The organism is Sulfuricurvum sp., from assembly GCF_041651515.1.
Lineage (GTDB): Bacteria > Campylobacterota > Campylobacteria > Campylobacterales > Sulfurimonadaceae > Sulfuricurvum.
On the sequence record NZ_JBAZJF010000009.1, the window covers coordinates 1 to 17,131 of the forward strand.

A 17,131-nucleotide genomic window follows, 5' to 3' on the forward strand; every position below is an offset into this window, starting at 1 on the left:
GGTGGGGGGCGTGGTCACTTGCAACGCTTGAACTAATGACCTGCGGAAAACCAATTCTTGCAATCGATGGACGTTCTGCGCCCGAACTTTTGGGAAAAGATTACCCATTATTTTTCGCCAAGGCGACTGAAGACAAAGACGCATACAAAGGCTTCCGAAGAAAACTTTTATCGATGATAACTGATAAAGAAATGTGCAAGAAAGTTGGTGAGAAAAACCGCGAAAGAGTAAAATCGATGTTCGATTGGGAAAAGACCATCTTTGAGTGGGATGATCTTATATTGAAGCATTGCGATTTTGATTTATCGAACGACGACTCGGAAGGTAAATTGAAGTTGCTTGAATACGTCAAGAAGAAAGGCTCCGCTTCGAAGCGTGATATATTAAATCAATTCGGGGGCGCTATTTCTTATACAAGATACAGGAAATACCTCCTGACGCATGGGATATACGACGATTACACGAAAGCGGAGGTTGAATACACATCAACGATGCCGACAGAAGGCTTCAAGGAAGCGTCGGAAGATTGGGAGGAATTGTTTTGAACCCAGTCGCCGTTTTCAAGGATATATATCAAGATTGCCTCTGCGAAGACATCGGCGAAATGACATGCGCCAAAGAATACACCATAATTATCCGCCCGTTCAATTTCAACTTTGACGAATACATAACTAAGACAATGCAAGATTATATGGAACGGATATGTCCACCTGGAAATGATATGACCAAGGACATCGTTAATAGTATCGACGAAGTTCTAAAATCAGGAACTTTCCCGTATGCAAGACTAAACAAAACGGTGATCACCGACAAGAAATTTTATACCGTTGTTCCTGAAAAGAAATATTTCTCATTTTCTGGTAGATACATCAACAACGCAAAGAAGATTTTGGGCGACGATTGCGAAATATTTTTACCCACTGTTTGTATCGTGGGTTATGCGCTTGCAAAGGATAAAAAATATATCGTGATGTTCTCGCCTGAAATCGGTGACGAACTTAATATTACCGAAGAAACAAAAGAGGAAAAGACCGACGATCTTGACGACAATAATTTATGGTGATTTTATGCCATTTGCACAACAAAATCCAGAAGTCTATAAGAAGATAAAGAACGAAAGATATGGCTACATTTGCCCGGAATGTGGCAACGTCGAAAAGTTCCAGCAATATATTAATTGCGTCAAGGATTTAATGCAAGATGATAAGACAGGCAAAATCATATGGTATGGAAATGATACCGATATGAATTTGAAGCCTCATGTTACCGAAGTTCAATGCGCAGAATGTGGTGCAACGGCACAAAAATGCAAGAAAGGAATTACTTTTGAGATGGAGTTCGTCATATGATAGAACAAAAAATAATTATTGGTGATTTCCTGGACGGGGGGGGCATTATTAAGGATAATAGTGTCGATCTAATTTTAACTGACCCACCGTATAATATATCCACAGAAATTACCATATTTCGTGGAAGCAACCCAATGAAGTTCAAAGGAACGGATATTAAAGGTGATTTTGGTGAATGGGACCATTTTGAATCGGAGGAAAAATATATCGAATTCACTGAAGCATGGCTCGATCTATGTCATAAAAAATTAAGACCTGGTGGAATGTTCATATCATACTTTGACCGAGAAAGGATAAATTCTTTGTCGAATTATTTAAAAAAGAAATACAAATATAAATTTAAGGATTACTTTGCACATCTTAAAAATAATCCAGTACCGCAGGCAAGGATGGTAAAATGGATGTCTGCTTGGGAAATGGTTTGTATGTTGCAAAAACCAGAAGGTAAATTAACGTATAATTACAAATTGGGACAACAAAAGAATTATGCCATAGTATCTATCACAAGTCAAGGCGAAAGAATTGTTTCCGCGAAAGGGAAGACACATCCCACGCAAAAGCCAGAATCGATAATCGAATTGTTCATTAAATATTGGTCGAACGAAGGTGATTTAATACTTGACCCATTCTGTGGGACAGGAACAACGTTAGCAATGGCGAAACGTTTAAGACGAAATGCCATCGGCTTCGAAATCGACGAAGACTGGAAGTACCCAGTTGAAAAGCGCATACAAGATACACACGAATCTGCAGAAGTCTATTTGCAAAATGATACACTTGACGAAGGTGAATTATTTTGACCGAAGAAATCATAGATCACTATTGCACACGGTGTGGACGACGCTTGAAAAATCCACAATTGATAAATGGAAAATATTACGGTGTCGTATGCGCCACAAAGATTGCAATATCAAACCATAGCCAGATCGGGACATTCGATGAGATGATTTAGATGGTGGTAAACGTTGAAAGGGATATTTACAGGAAGATATTACAACGGTACAACTTCGACATGTATCCCCGAACTGTGGGTTTTCCAGTCCAAAGGTTCATTGGTGAATTTAAGGATTTCTGGAAATTTTTCGATTTCACCAGAGGTGAAAATACCTGTTTTACATCGACACAAAGTTATCCGAAATTAGCAATGAGTAACAACAAGGTAAAACCCATTTCTATTTCGATGAACAACATTTTTTCAGATTTTGACGAATCGACAAAACCGGAAAATGCCTTGCGTGATTGCAGAAATATGACCAACTTCCTTATCAATGAAAATATACCATTCATCAACAATTATTCTGGGTCCAAAGGATTCGCCAATTATATCATCTTGAAACCACAAACATACAAGTATATCGCCTCCCAAGATTCTGGTAAATCATTGAAGTTATTAATCTATGGTGTGCATTTGTTCTTTGAAAAAAAGTTTAAGATGACGACGATGGACAAAAAGGTTATGAAAGACCCAAAAAGATTATGTCGTATGCCTTACTCACCACATTGCAATCGTGAAAACTATTTGAGTGGGCGTCATTGTTATCCGTTGACAATGGAACAATCCTTGAAATGGCAAATAAAGGAAATAACCGATTACGCATACAATCCAGAAGTTATCATACCAGAAGTCCAAGGAAAAATGATGACGTTAACCCAACTTGTCGATTATCTTAATGTTGACTTCGAGCAGGTTGAGCAGGAAATAGAATTCGCACCGACGAATAGGAAAGACGTTGGTCAAATTCAAGACGACGAAACGCAATTACTATTATGTATGCTCGACAAAATGAAGCCTTGCATAGCCAACAACTTGCGGACGATTAATCCTGATCATGATATGCGCTTCGCCTTCGCCGTGTGGATGAAAAGACTTGGTAAAACCCGTGAGGATGCAGAACGTCATTACGTCAATATCGGAAAACATTTCGGGTATGTTGACTTGCACAACGAAGACGAAAGACGGGTACAGTTCGACAATATCTTTAATAATGATTATAAGTATGAACCCTCCTGCAATACAATTATACGGAATGGCTTTTGCATAGCCGAAAAATGCGACCGTTTCCATTCAGCGTGGAAAGGTCACGAACATAAAAGGTTGGCGACGAAATGAAAACAAAAAATGTGGACGAATTCATAGGCGTTATGCGAACGGTTGACCAGTTTTCATTCGACGAAATAATGCCCATAACTTTTGAGGAATGCCTCAAGAAGATCACTGTGGACCAGATTGATAATTTTGGTGATTTAACCGAGTGGTTGAAAGAAAAGGGATTTACTGAATTCGAACTCGGATTTATTCTCGGGTTCATTCATCACAAAGTGGCAAAGAACGAGGACAATGGTGGGGATAATAAATATGAAATTCAGTACCTTCGTTAGTTCGCCAAAGATTATACAAATGAAATTAGAATACGGCAATATCGCCGACTGGATAGCAATCGCTCGGCAAAGTATCGCAGAAAAGCAACCAACTTTTGAATTGAAAGGCGATACATTTACCATAAACGATGTGCAAGACCTTTTCCTCAAAAAAGTAGGATATGAATACGTCAAAAGAAAGCCTTGCATAGATCACCGCGAACTGGACGAAATGATAGATTTATCCAAGGAATTCGGGTTTGAGGTCGTTCAGTTGAAATTGGGCGAAGGTGATTACCAGAGTGAACGATACGATACCCAAACAATCAACATAGAAAGAAAAGACAACGATTTTATCCCGTCTTTGTTCCACGACAAGCACATTTATGAGCAACTAAATGCAATGAGAAAAAACCCGAACGTCAAGGCGTCTTATCTCATTTGCACAAAATCTTGGCAACAAATAAAGCGAGATATGGAATCAAGACATAAACCATTACCACGCAACTTGTTAATATCGTATGTCGGTGAATTAGCATTGATGGGATATCCTCCGATATTCGTCGATGACTACCGCGATTATATGGATTTGGTTGAGTATCTCTTCGATGCATATTATAAAAATGTCAACCGCGCAAAACGTATTAATAATGCTATAAGTATAAAAGAAAAGAACATAATAAAATTTCCAGGAGTCTCGGACAAATTGGCGGAAAGATTGCTTGAAAAGTTCGGTTCAATTAAAGGGGTTTGCAATGCAACCCCAGAACAATTACTCGAGGTCAAAGGTATCGGCGAAAAGACCGCCCAAGAAATATACAAGTTGGTGAACTAATGAACTTCAATGAGAAATATCGGGTGAATTCTCTCGACGACATCAAAGGGCAAGAATACGAAATTATGAAATTAAAAGCCATCGTGAAAAAAGTCCACGATCATATAGACGATGGCGACTGTCCGCATTTGTATTTTGAAGGCAAACCAGGAACTGGTAAAACCACCGTTGCAATCGCTTTCTTAAAAGACTTATTTGGTAAATCTTGGGATATGAACTTCAAAGAATTCAATGCATCGGAAACCAGAATCGAACAAATAAGGACAGAAGTCATCGATTTGGCGCAAAAACAGGTTTTAGGTGAATACAAAACAAAAGACGGAAAGATTTACGACATACCATTTAATACTATATTCTTCGATGAAATCGATTATCTTCCCCCAAAATCACAGGCTATTCTGCGTCGTATTATGGAGGTCAATGCCACAAATACAAGGTTCATCTTATCCTGCAATTACGGGCACAAAGTCATAGACGCTCTTAAAAGCAGATGCGTTTGTTGCCATTTCGGGAGTTTACGTCCAGATGCAATAAAGGAAATCTTGAACCCGATAATCAAAAAAGAAAGTATCAAGATTGAAGACGACGCTTTGGAACTTCTTGCGAATTCGTCAAGCGGTGACGCAAGAAAGGCGCAAAATATCCTATTCAAGGCGGCGCTTTCTGGTAAGGTGACAAAAGAAGAAATCGAACGGGCGACCACGTCGATACTCGAAGCATTCAATACCAAGATATTGGAACTTGCGATTGTATCGAATGCGGCGAATGATGCAACATACGACAAGAACTTTAAGATAATAGAAAACCACATCAATAGGCTATACTATGAAAGAGGTTATTCCGCCACTCAAATCTTGATTAATATCTTTGATAGTGTCAACAACGACGAAAAAATACCAATCCCTGTCAAGCGCAAATTATTCGGTTCTATTGCCGAATGTTTGCGGGATTGTTCTATCGTGGACGATGACTTATATGCCTTAAAAATGTGGTTGAGGGGATTAAAATGAAAGCCGTGGTCGACGTTCAACTATTGAAAAAATTTATCAACCAATTTCCGTTGATATACGACATTGCGCTTTATTTCCAAGACGACAAGATTTTTATCCAAGAGCAGGATTCTGGTCATTGCGCCATGATAATGTCGTCGATGAAGGTTTTAATGTCGGATAATTTTTGCACCAAGTTTAAGATCGCCGACGCAAACGATTGCCTAAAAGTTAAGGGTGATATTGTCATCGAACTAAAAGATAAAAAATTACTCATCGATAACAAAACCATAAAATGCGAATTAATCACCGACGAACGCAAGACACCAAAAAATTTCGAATTCGATAATATGGTCTCAATCGATAGAAAATTATTAAGTTCTTTGAAGCCTATTGGTAATTATATCCACATAACGATGAACAGGAACGGGTTAAGAATTTATTCCAAAGACGAAGAAAAATCGGAAGAAATATACATACCAAAAGGGTCGTTTAGGTCGATGAAATGTGCCGGAGAATCCAGATCATTATACGGAAATAATTTGTTGGTGCCATTAATCAAAAATCTTCCAGGTGATATAATACAACTCGAATTCAAAAGTGGTTCGGACGAAGCCGAAAAATGTGCCCCTATGAGTATAAAATATAGGGATGAAAATATAGAAACCAATATCTTCATTGCGCCAAGATTTTGCGACGAAGAACACAACGACATTAAAGATATTCCACCAATCGATGAAAAGAAATTCCAGTCTCAAACGTTCGACGACGACGAACTATTTTAGGTGACAAAATGCCAAAAACTGGAAATTTGCGCCGTGAATTGATACGGGTAACAAAGATAGATTATTACCCACATCAAACGGATAAAACTGCTTTTCGTGATGAACTAATCACGATTATCTGGGGCGTAAATGAAGAACGCAAAAGGGTGGAATTGCATGTCAAAGGATGCATTCCTCGTTTTTGGGTAGACGAAGACCCAGAGGAAATAGAAATCGACGAAGAAATTAAAAAATATATTGTCAAAGTCAAGAAAGAAGGAAGATCATTCATCGACAATAAGGAATTGTGGTGCATATACGTAAAATATCCTTATGGTTTAATCTTTCAACCATTGCGTTCATACTTCAAAAATCACTATCAAGCCGACGTTTATTTCCACGAAGCCGTTAGATACTTTTATGGCATCAAGACATACATATCCATCCCTTATCGAAAGTATTCCCTTAGCATTGGCGAAGTTGTCCCCGTCGATAATCCCGAAAAGAAGATACAAACGAACGATTATATCCTTGACATCGAAACAAGCGATACTAAAGGATTTGCCGCACCTCGGAACCCAAGTGCCGAAATACGTTGCTTGACATTACGGTCAGTTGAAACGGGCGAAATATGGTCGGGCATCACGAAGAAGGTGGATAAAGCAATCGTGGAAAAATTGCTCAAGGATAAAGAACTTGTCAACGAAGCCGTTAAGCATGACGAAGATGTGGTTCCACCGCTTGAATCGAATTGTAGGATAAACATTTTCGAATTTTATAAGGGTGATCGGGAAGATAACGAACGGGAATTACTCAACTGGTTCAAATCAATCTTTGAAACGTTATCAATAACTACAATTGCAGAATATGGCGATTATGACCACTCATACATCATTGAACGGGTAAAATTAATGAATGGTAACATCAATTTGTGGAATCATAAGAACAAAGGCAATCGGCAATATTATCCAAGACACATCTTTAAACCTATTACCATCGGTGATTTGGAAAGATTTTATGAAAAGTTCGTAGGTTCGGCAAAAGCGTCTGGGAGAACTGCGCTTGAATGGATGGGGCAAGAAGAACTCGGATATGGTAAATTCCAGCGGGCAGGCATCGATGAACTTTATGAGAAGAATCCAGAATTTTTAATGGCATACAATATGTGGGATTGCATTTTGCCCGACCGTGTTATGAAGAAATGTGGCGAACTTCTGGAAATCCATAAAGAGGTTTGCGATTATATGGGATGCAATCTTGAAAGTTGGAATATGCCGATGCTTCAATGGGAAGCCATAGTAATGCATCGATTGAAGAACAAGGAAATTTTACCATCTATTGACACAATTATCCGAGATGCAGGAATGGAAGCTGGGGGATTTGTAACTGAAAACGCCGCATGTGGAATGTTTGAAAATATGGTCGAGCTTGATAATAGTGGCGAATATAATGCGGTAGTCCTTACGGGCAACATCGATCATAAAACGCTTATACGAAACGACGCCGAACTAATGCAGGTAGAAAACGAAGGACTAAGAGTTGCCAAATTTCCGTCAGGTCGTTCCTATCTTCTTGATGTCAAAGGGATAATACCAGAAATTCTCAAAGAAATGATTAACAAGATTAACGAATATAAAAAATTAATAAAAGAGGCGAAGGCGCAACTCAAAGAACTACATAAAGAACCTGAAAAGAACAAAAAGGAAATCGAAGAACTGGAAGATCGCCTTGAAATTCTTGACCAGTTAAAATACGTCCCAAAATCGGGCACATTGTCATCAACTGGTCTTTATGGAACAGGTCGTGAAGGAAGAAAACGACCATTCAGACTTGCACACGGTGGAATGGCAAGCGATATAACGGAATGTGGTCGTTATCACGAAAGTTGGAATAAAGAATTTATAGAATCTCACAGTTATAACATGCGAACAAACGAACTTTGGAAACATGGTGAAGAACAAAAAGTTCCGATAGATGAAGCACCATTTAATACCCCAGAAGAATTCTTACGCCTCATTGTCATCGGACAAGACACCGATTCATGCAAATGTAAAATAGTTGGTAAACTTCCTGACTTGAAAGGTCGAGAAATGGAAACGTTCTTGACTAAAATGGGTGATTGCTATTGCAAAGAACTTAATAAATCGTTTGACGAATTCGCCAAAAAAACCCTAAATGTAGATAAGCATTATTTCATGATAAAATTGGACGCAACATACAAAAAATATTTCCAATGGGGTGCAAATAAAAATTATGTCTTCAAAGATTTCAACGACCAAATCCACTACAAAGGCGTCCGCCTTGTCAAGCGCGGTACTGCATTCATCATCCAAGAATTTATGAGAAAGTTCTTTGATATTGTCATGGCTGATATTCCTGTGGAAGAAATCAAGACCAAGATCACCGAATTAATGCGAACATACGAAGCGGATATTTTAGCGGGAAAATATACCATAGAATGTGGTGAACCTCGGAAGACGCATACGGAAACATTATATTGGGATTCAATGACGCATTCAAACACCATATTCAATAAAGAATTCCGTATGGACGAAGTTGCAATATTTTTCCCAGCTACTGCAATAGTGGGTCATCCTTTGCCAAAAAATAAACAAGTAGCCTTGGAATATGGTGATGACCCAATAAAATTTGGCATTAAACTTGATTATGAAGAGGTGTTAAGAAAAGTTAAAAAGTCAATTGAGACAATCTTGTTAGCAATAGACAAGAACGCAACATGGGAAAATCTTGTCGAAGGAATAGAAAAAGGAAATATCGATGACGAAGAACTTTGGTGATACAATGGGAAAATTCGGCAAACTAATGCGGGTATGTGTGGGCGAGGTTGGCAAGCCTTCGTTTTTTGGTGAGGTCATAAGTCCTTATACGAAGATAGAACTTTTGAAAAATGCAAGAGTTACGCCAGCATTCAATGACGACAACGCAGTAGGAATTGTGGACAGGATTGAAGTCATCGACGGGAAAATAATGGCTGATATCCGCGTCGATGAAGGCTGGTTTAACAAGACTATAAAGGTCAACTTTGCACCTGCTGGATACGCCGATGAATTCGACAAGAAGACAAAGAAAATATCCAAGTTCATCGTGACCTCCATTGGCGCAACGTTCACGGGATGATATTGATGGATTGGGCGTTAAAACACCAACCAAGGACACCGAAAGAATACATCGGGATGAAATCAGATATCCAGATCATATCGAACTTTCTCGATTTGTGGATAGGTGACGTCCCGCCAAAGAAAGCAATTATTTTATTCGGTGAACCTGGAAATGGTAAAACGTCCATAGTTTATGCGCTTGAATCGACATACAACCTAAATATCATTGAAGTCAATGCCTCGGATGACCGCAATGCGACAGACATCAAGAAGTTATACCATAAGACAGGATTAAACGCCTTTGACGACAAAATGACTGTTATGTTGCTTGATGAAGTGGACGGCATCAACGCTTGGGAAACACTTGGAACGCTTGTGGATAATAGCATGTGTCCTATATTTATGACTTGCAATAATATCGATGTCGTACCGTATGACTTATCAAAGAAATGTATATCTTTGGAGATAAGATATCCACCAACTGATTATGTCATTCGAAGACTAACGGAAATAGCACGGAAAGAACATCTTGATATGGACAATAGGGCAATATCAACGATAGCCGAACGTTGCATATCTGTAAGGTCGGCAATCTTGACATTGCAATCATGTGCCTTGACAGGTTCGACGAAGCGAATTATACCGCATGATGTCGATTATTCCGAGTATGAACAAATCAGAAGGCTTTTTTCTGGTGAATCTTGCGCTTTCGATTTATCTCCCGAGGTCGTCAAGAAATGGGCAATATCAAACGGTGTTCCAATCCATAAACTTGACAAGATGATCACCATGGGACGTGAATATCCAAACCTTCAAGATGTGGTGGAATCTTATGCAATGACATTAAGGGGTAACATTGAAAAGTTAAAATCACCGTATTACGTTGCTTTTAAGAAGTTCAAGAAAAAAGAAGCGACAAAGAAAGAAGACGAAGACGAAAAACCAAAAAAGAAGTTCGTTGCAAAAGAAGAAAGAAAACCCGAAATCGAGAAAGCCGTAGTTGTCGGAAACAACTCGTTCGGTGATGATTTATGGTAAGAAAACGAGAAGCAATCAAACAAAAAATGACCCCATTGACAAGATTGGTTTTATTTCTGAAATCTGAAGGCTTCAATAGTGCCCAAATAAGGTACATTTGCACAAAAGTCCTACATATCAAAGGCGCCAAAATCCACGTCAAGATCAATATGTATGTTAAATTTGTGGAAATCCAAGAAGCACAACGCCGCTTTTCCTCTGAACGAATCGCCACAAAACTGCGCATGTGCGGACTGTTGGAAGAAATTAAAAAAATTACCTGAAATTATAACAAAGTTTATATGACGGTTCGCCCATTTAGAATACGAGGCGTTTTAATGCGAAAGGCACAAAAGACACAAAAAAAGTTTTGTGATGAATGCAACAATATGGTGCCAGAGTCTGGTATCGGGTTGCATATAGATGGGATTTATGGGCTTGGTGAATTGAACGTCTGTAATTCTTGCATGGATGGGATGCCATATGAGAAAAAATGTGGTAAAAAATAAAATACTTTTGATGAAGGTCTTTTATCAAGAAATAAAAACGGGTCAACGTGATAAGGACCCAGTGAACAATCCGACCGATGGGCATTGGTTGTCGCAAACGACCAACGATCTAAAAGTATCTTTGCATATGACATCGGGCGAGGCGTCTCATTTTGTGAAAGCACACATGTTAAACATCAACTTCGGTGAGACGTGCATCGTGGTAAAAAAGAAAAATGGAAAGAACGGTGGGAACGTTTATAGGGTGGTGAATCTACTTGCCGAAAGCGAACAAACCCAAAAATGAGTTCCGCTTCATACATTGCGCCGACTTGCACCTTGGATTTAAGCAATACAACGAAGACATCCGAGAAAAGGATTCTTATGATGCATTTGTAGGTATATTGGATTACGCCGTCGCAAATTCTATAAAGTTTATCTTGATTGCGGGCGATATTTTCCATAGCCGTGATATTTCACCAGAGACGTTATCTATCACCGAAAAGATATTGAACGAAGCACACAACCAAGGAATAATGTTTCTTGCAATCGAAGGCAACCACGATAGCCAACATATCATTGGTAAAATGTCGTGGCTTCAATACTTGCAAGTCAAAGGGCTTATTGCGCTTTTCGGAAAAGAGGACGGTCCTACATTTCTTGACTTAACATCACCGACGGGAAGATTATGCGTTTGGGGAATGAAATACGCAGGCGCATCCACAAAACAGGAACTGGATGCGTTCATCGATTACAAGAAAGACCAGATCGAACGTTTCCCAGAACAAATTGCCCGACCTGCCGTATTGATGATTCATGCAGGTGTTATGGGTCAAATCCCAAATTCTGGTAACATTGATGCATCCGATTTATTGCGCTTCAAAGCTTACTTTGATTATATCGCAATGGGACATATCCATAAACCGTATGAAATCGACAACTTCATATTTAATCCAGGTTCTTCAGAACATACGTCAATCGGTGAATCAGAATTTGAAGGCGGCTTTTACGACGTGGTGATCACCAATGAAAACGTGAACGCCAAGCACATAGTAACCAAAAAGCGACCAATGATAAGGATTGAAAGCGATATTAACAAGATAGATTATCATTCGATAGTTAAACGCTTGCAAAACCTATCGGAGCCTATCGTTGAGTTCACTTTGGTAGGCGAATCACTGGAAAAGCCTGACATTAACGCAATACGCAAAGAACTGGAACACTTTTCGAAGATTCTAAGAATTCAAGATAAGACTTATCGACCAATGAAAATGGCGGAAACGTTGCACGGTTCTACCGACGAAATTGAGAAAGCGGTGATAACGTCTTTGTCGAATTCGAACGATTTAACCCAACTCATAATCGACCTGAAAAATTCACCAACAGAAGATTCGGGCACAACGTTGAAAAGGTTCCAAAAACTGGCAGGTGTTGACGATGTTGATTAAACATCTATCTATCAAGAATATCAAGACGCATAAGGATACCGAAATTGACTTTTTGCCGGGCGTTAATGCAATCATCGGGCAAAATGGGTCTGGTAAATCGACAATTCTGGAATGCATCAATGCGCTTCTGTTCCAATCGCTTGATTACAAGCCGTCAGAATTCATATCGAACGGTGAGAAAAAAGGAAAGGTCGTCTTGACGGTCGAAATTGGAAAAGAAACATACGACCTGATCAGGACTTTTGGTAGCAACTCGGAATATTTAGTCATAACAAAATACGGTAAAACAATCGCAGACGGAAAAGAAGCCGTCACCGAATGGGTGCATAATGTCTTAAAGATAGATAACGCAATAGATTTAACGACGTTATGCCAAAATGTGATATGCGTTCCACAAGGTATGCACACATCACATTTCCTTTTACCGCCTTCTGGTCGCAAGAAAATCTTTGATACGATATTGAACATTGACGCTTATTCTGATTTGTTCAAGCGTCTTTTACCCGTCGCAACTCTATCGAATGAGGCAACGACATCCTTAAAGATGAAATACGAACGAATAGGGACGCAAGCAGAGGGCATCGACGCATTAAAGGAACGTGCGGTCGTCATTCAGGAAGACATTAAAAAAGCCGATGCAGGACTGGATGAAATTACCATAAAGTTGCGAACTATCACGATAGAAAAGAAGACAATGGACGAAAAGCAAAAAGCCCACATCCAGATACCTCAAATAAAAAATAATATCGATTACGCAAAAGGTGAAATTGACAAGTTGAATGAGGCGCTCGCAGATACGCAAGAAGCAAAAGAACGCCTGCAAGTTGTCGAAAAGGACCTTATATTGTGCAAAAGACTGGAAGACGAAGCGCAAGAGGTAAAATTTGAACTTCAAAGAGAAACGCATATCAAGAACGATATTAAAAACCTCGAAACGTCAATAAAGGAAAATGAGATATACGGTGAAAATATCCAAAAACGCATTGACGACATGGCGCAATTTGTGGAAGCCGCAGGTAAATATGACGATCTTCAGGAAAGCCTTAACGTGATAAATTCGGACGTTTCTTCGGTTGATTCTAAGATTGAAGAACTTGAAAAGTATAAAGAAGACGCCGAAAAGGGTCAATGCCCAATATTACATAACGCTTGCAATCAGAATATAAAAAACACCGTTATCGACATATTATCTGGGTTGCGAGAAGATTCCGAAAAGTTGCACGCTCGGTTAAATGTCATTAAGGAAAAATTGAAGTATGCAAAACAAGCCAAAGAACAATGCAGAAGTCTCGGTGAAATGAAAAGTTTACTGAAACACAACGAAGAGGCTTTATTAAAAACAGAGGGCGATCTGGCGATGTTAAGAATGGATATGCCCGATTTTGACGCAATGCGGTTAAAGTTGAATAGTCTCGAATCTCAAATATCAAAATATAAACCGCTTTCTTCTGAACAAATAAAATTAAAAGCAACTATTCAAGCCGAAAAGGTGAGAATTGGTGCATTACAAGAAAACGAGGCACGTCTCAAGATGTATAATACAAAGTTAAAAGAACTGCAAGAAATCGCCAAAGATTATAATCAAGAAGATTTTAATGCCGTAAACGAAGCATACCAGAAGACGTTCTCGGAAAACGAGGTAATAAAACGTGATATTTACAACTTCAGGTTAAAATTGAAAGATACAATGGAAGAAATACACCAGAAAGAAGATAAGGCAAAAGAAGCGCAAGAACTAAAGGACAAAATCGCAACATACGAAGCAGTGACGACCATGATCAACAATGTCCGCGAAATCGTCAAGAAGATACCTGAAAATCTGGTGGAACAATATGTCGCAAATATCAACTATGAGGCGAACATGATATTTAACGACATCACGAAGACTAATTCCATTCTGACGTGGACGAACAACTATGAGATAGTCATTGACGGTAAATCTTTCCACCAACTATCTGGAGGCGAGCAGGTTGTCGCAGCGATTTCGGTACGTCTTGCATTGTTGAAAAGCATCTCGGGCATAGATATTGCTATATTTGACGAACCGACCATTAATCTTGATAGTGAAAGACGCGGAACGCTTGCCGAAATGATAAGGAACGTCAAAGGCTTCAATCAATTGTTTGTTGTGTCGCATGATAACGCTTTCGATAATATCATCGAGAACGTCGTCCATATCAAGCGGATAGATAATCGAACATTTACGGCTTAATATACGTTGTAGGCTTCAATACTTCGACGCTTGACAATGTAAATGCCATAGTCTTCTTGCGTTCGTATGTCCAAGCCAGTTCACGCAAGATAAAATTACCATAGGCGTTATATCGTGCCGAATCGATTTCTACCGTTTGTCCTGGAAAATAATCGAAGCGATCTGGCACGAACTTAACAGTTATCTTCTTTGGTATCTCGTTGTGCGCTCTCACCCATCCACGGGCGACTTGATAACAAGCATCGACACCGATGAGCGAGGTATCGGATATATTTTTGTGTCTTGGGTTATCTGGGAAATCAGGTATTGGATTATTCTCTGGGTCTAATTTTCCTGGATAGTATGCGCGGACACCATTTGCACCAACAACTGTTGCACAATCGAAATAATAGGAGCCATCTATTTCAACCGATAAATCGGTGATTTCGGCATCGGTTAATGTCACTGCTGGTTCCTGATTTTCATAATCTGGAAGGGGTGCAAATATCACACTATCATTTTTAACGTATATGTGGTAAATTGTCCCGTCGTCGTTGCCGCCGATGACAAGATATAATAATAATTTTATCGCCTCGAGTCTGGATTTATCTGTTAAATCGATTGAGTCAACTATGACGCCCGTCTCGATGTCGATACCGCCAGAATCGATGTCATGACCAGAATTTGAAATAATATCTTTGATGATTGCGCCCGCATCTGTGCCGGCATATTTTCCTTCATTTGGCGGAATGTGTTCGTTGTTCAATGCTTGCAAGACATCATAACAAGCGAACTGGACAGATTTAGGGGTGATCTTGGTCGTCAAAACATTTCCTTTAAAGATTCTATCGTCGACCTCGGTTGGCGGGGTTAACTCTGTTTCAAAAGTCAAATCGTCGCCATATGGGTCTTCTACGGTATTGGTGATCACTGCGCGGAAATGATAAACGGTCAAGTCATCGAGACCAGTTATTGTTTCTGATATTACATTTCCAACCCTTTTGCCAGTTCTATGTGTCGTTTCTGAACCATACGACAAAGTTTTACCATATTGGAAATAAACTTCGCAATCTTCGCCAGAATCTTCGGTTACTTCGGCGGAAATTGTTGCGTATGTATCGCCTACATCGGTTGCTGCTTGCGTTTCAATCGTCGGGCAAGGTTGCTCATCCGTCTTAAACGTCATATCAGAACCAGTAGTTGCGCCCTGATTGTTACTGATAGCCGCTTGGTAATGATATGTGGTATCTGGGTCCAATCCTGTCAACGCGGCGAAAGGAGTATTTCCAACTCTTTTGCCTGTTTGATGTGATGTTGAACTACCATATCCTACAGTTTTTCCATAATTAAACCAAACTTCGCAATCTTCAGCGGAATCTTCCGTTACCTCTGAATTTACGGTTGCACCAAAATAACCAATATCTGTCGCTGCGTCTGTATCTATTGCTGGTAATGGAGGTGTATCAAATTCACCGTCGGCGCCATATGTTGTGCCTTGGCTATTCATGATCACAGCACGGAAATGATATGTAGTATCTGGGTCAAGAGACGTTATATTTTCTGCTATTGTGTCAGGTATTCTCTTTTGTGTTTCGTGATTTGTTTCCGTTCCATAACCTGTATCAAGCCCATATTCCAACCAAACCTCACAATCTTCGCCACTATCGTCGATGACTGTGGCGTTTAATGTCGCTTGCGTCGATGTTATGGCGGAAGCTGGGTCGGTTTGAACAACGGGTGGCGCAGGAGGAAACCATTCACCTTCTTCTGCATATAATGAATCACATAACCAGGTTGTTGTCGGTAATTGTGACCAATCTGCAGGCGTGCCATACCAACAATTGGCATCCGGATTAATATTTTTGTTATTGGCACCTAATACCGCTATATTTATTTCTGTGTCAACGACCGCAGTTATTTCATATGAAGCCAATAACGTTGTTCCTGCATCGTCATATACATAAACAGTTAATTTTTTGGATGTTCCATTATAACTCAATATCAATGTATACCATGTATTATCACTTAACGAATATCCCATGTCCTCGTCCTTATGATATATCCCATGTTGCGAATCGATACGAGCCCTTAGAGCACCAGTCCTATCTACTGATACTCCGAGAACATCAGCGTATAACCACGCTTCAAAAAATCCCAGAAAACCTATTGAATTGGCATGAGCATTAATAAGATTAGTTGGTGATCTTATATGCATAATACCGTGGAAGTCTTTTGTGAGGTCTTGTCCAGCAGAAAGAGATTGCCCAAATCTCTGACTGCTACCGGCACTTGTATAAAACGAAGTCCATAAATGTGCTCCACCATCAGTTGAATAATTCGCACCGTAGGTAGTATTAGTGCCCACGACCGAATCTGATAATGCTGTTCCTGATTTATCGAGTAAAACTACCATTATTGTTCCTCTTCTATTTCGATTAGATCATCAAATCTCATTATCGACGTATTCAAACCACCAGCATTTGGGAAAGTCAACGTGATTTCTGTGGAAGCGTTTTCGCTAATCTTGACATCAATACGGGACGGGTAAACGTATGACACTTGCCCGTTTTGCT

At 39.5% G+C, this 17,131-nt stretch carries 18 protein-coding genes; 17 read left to right on the forward strand and 1 reads right to left on the reverse strand.

The annotated features are described in order from the left end of the window. The 17 genes from WC407_RS12570 to WC407_RS12650 form a co-directional block, all read left to right on the forward strand. The coding region (locus WC407_RS12570) for a hypothetical protein (RefSeq protein ID WP_373023014.1) at positions 1-545 on the forward strand (545 nt) is incomplete at its 5' end. Continuing rightward, positions 542-1,063, forward strand: a complete 522-nt coding sequence (locus tag WC407_RS12575; protein WP_373023015.1) for a hypothetical protein — start codon at positions 542-544, stop codon at positions 1,061-1,063. The genes WC407_RS12570 and WC407_RS12575, both read left to right, overlap by 4 nt. Before the next feature lie 4 nt (positions 1,064-1,067). Further along, entirely contained in the window at positions 1,068-1,349 is a 282-nt protein-coding gene (locus WC407_RS12580) for a hypothetical protein (protein WP_373023016.1), read from the forward strand. Then, positions 1,346-2,149 (forward strand): site-specific DNA-methyltransferase, encoded by an 804-nt coding sequence (locus tag WC407_RS12585; protein ID WP_373023017.1) that lies wholly within the window; start codon positions 1,346-1,348, stop codon positions 2,147-2,149. Before WC407_RS12580 ends, WC407_RS12585 begins: the two co-directional genes overlap by 4 nt. A 632-nt stretch (positions 2,150-2,781) precedes the next feature. Next, on the forward strand, positions 2,782-3,459 hold the full coding sequence (locus tag WC407_RS12590; protein ID WP_373023018.1) for a hypothetical protein: 678 nt from the start codon (positions 2,782-2,784) through the stop codon (positions 3,457-3,459). Beyond that, a complete protein-coding gene (locus WC407_RS12595) occupies positions 3,456-3,728 on the forward strand; it encodes a hypothetical protein (protein ID WP_373023019.1) in 273 nt (90 codons plus the stop codon). Before WC407_RS12590 ends, WC407_RS12595 begins: the two co-directional genes overlap by 4 nt. A 19-nt stretch (positions 3,729-3,747) precedes the next feature. After that, positions 3,748-4,542, forward strand: coding sequence for a helix-hairpin-helix domain-containing protein (locus tag WC407_RS12600; RefSeq protein WP_373023020.1), 795 nt, complete (start codon positions 3,748-3,750; stop codon positions 4,540-4,542). Further along, positions 4,542-5,552, forward strand: a complete 1,011-nt coding sequence (locus tag WC407_RS12605; protein WP_373023021.1) for an AAA family ATPase — start codon at positions 4,542-4,544, stop codon at positions 5,550-5,552. Before WC407_RS12600 ends, WC407_RS12605 begins: the two co-directional genes overlap by 1 nt. Then, complete coding sequence (locus tag WC407_RS12610) at positions 5,549-6,316, forward strand: hypothetical protein (RefSeq protein ID WP_373023022.1); 768 nt, start codon at positions 5,549-5,551, stop codon at positions 6,314-6,316. The genes WC407_RS12605 and WC407_RS12610 overlap by 4 nt, the downstream gene beginning before the upstream one ends. Positions 6,317-6,324: 8 nt before the next feature. Next, a complete protein-coding gene (locus tag WC407_RS12615) occupies positions 6,325-9,093 on the forward strand; it encodes a DNA polymerase domain-containing protein (RefSeq protein WP_373023023.1) in 2,769 nt (922 codons plus the stop codon). Continuing rightward, positions 9,074-9,433: a hypothetical protein gene (locus tag WC407_RS12620; protein WP_373023024.1), complete on the forward strand. Its 360-nt coding sequence runs from the start codon at positions 9,074-9,076 to the stop codon at positions 9,431-9,433. The genes WC407_RS12615 and WC407_RS12620 overlap by 20 nt, the downstream gene beginning before the upstream one ends. Before the next feature lie 5 nt (positions 9,434-9,438). Then, the gene (locus WC407_RS12625) at positions 9,439-10,452 is read left to right on the forward strand and encodes an AAA family ATPase (RefSeq protein ID WP_373023025.1); all 1,014 of its coding nucleotides are present in this window, start codon (positions 9,439-9,441) and stop codon (positions 10,450-10,452) included. Then, positions 10,446-10,715, forward strand: a complete 270-nt coding sequence (locus tag WC407_RS12630; protein ID WP_373023026.1) for a hypothetical protein — start codon at positions 10,446-10,448, stop codon at positions 10,713-10,715. Before WC407_RS12625 ends, WC407_RS12630 begins: the two co-directional genes overlap by 7 nt. Before the next feature lie 54 nt (positions 10,716-10,769). Beyond that, positions 10,770-10,940: a hypothetical protein gene (locus tag WC407_RS12635; RefSeq protein ID WP_373023027.1), complete on the forward strand. Its 171-nt coding sequence runs from the start codon at positions 10,770-10,772 to the stop codon at positions 10,938-10,940. Next, positions 10,915-11,226, forward strand: coding sequence for a hypothetical protein (locus WC407_RS12640; protein ID WP_373023028.1), 312 nt, complete (start codon positions 10,915-10,917; stop codon positions 11,224-11,226). Before WC407_RS12635 ends, WC407_RS12640 begins: the two co-directional genes overlap by 26 nt. Further along, positions 11,198-12,367 (forward strand): exonuclease SbcCD subunit D, encoded by a 1,170-nt coding sequence (locus WC407_RS12645; RefSeq protein WP_373023029.1) that lies wholly within the window; start codon positions 11,198-11,200, stop codon positions 12,365-12,367. The genes WC407_RS12640 and WC407_RS12645 overlap by 29 nt, the downstream gene beginning before the upstream one ends. Further along, positions 12,357-14,579: an AAA family ATPase gene (locus WC407_RS12650; RefSeq protein WP_373023030.1), complete on the forward strand. Its 2,223-nt coding sequence runs from the start codon at positions 12,357-12,359 to the stop codon at positions 14,577-14,579. The genes WC407_RS12645 and WC407_RS12650 overlap by 11 nt, the downstream gene beginning before the upstream one ends. On the opposite strand, the gene WC407_RS12655 is transcribed toward WC407_RS12650, so the two are convergent. Next, the gene (locus WC407_RS12655) at positions 14,569-16,971 is read right to left on the reverse strand and encodes a hypothetical protein (protein ID WP_373023031.1); all 2,403 of its coding nucleotides are present in this window, start codon (positions 16,969-16,971) and stop codon (positions 14,569-14,571) included. The two genes, WC407_RS12650 and WC407_RS12655, sit on opposite strands and share 11 nt — an antisense overlap. Positions 16,972-17,131 lie beyond the last annotated feature (160 nt).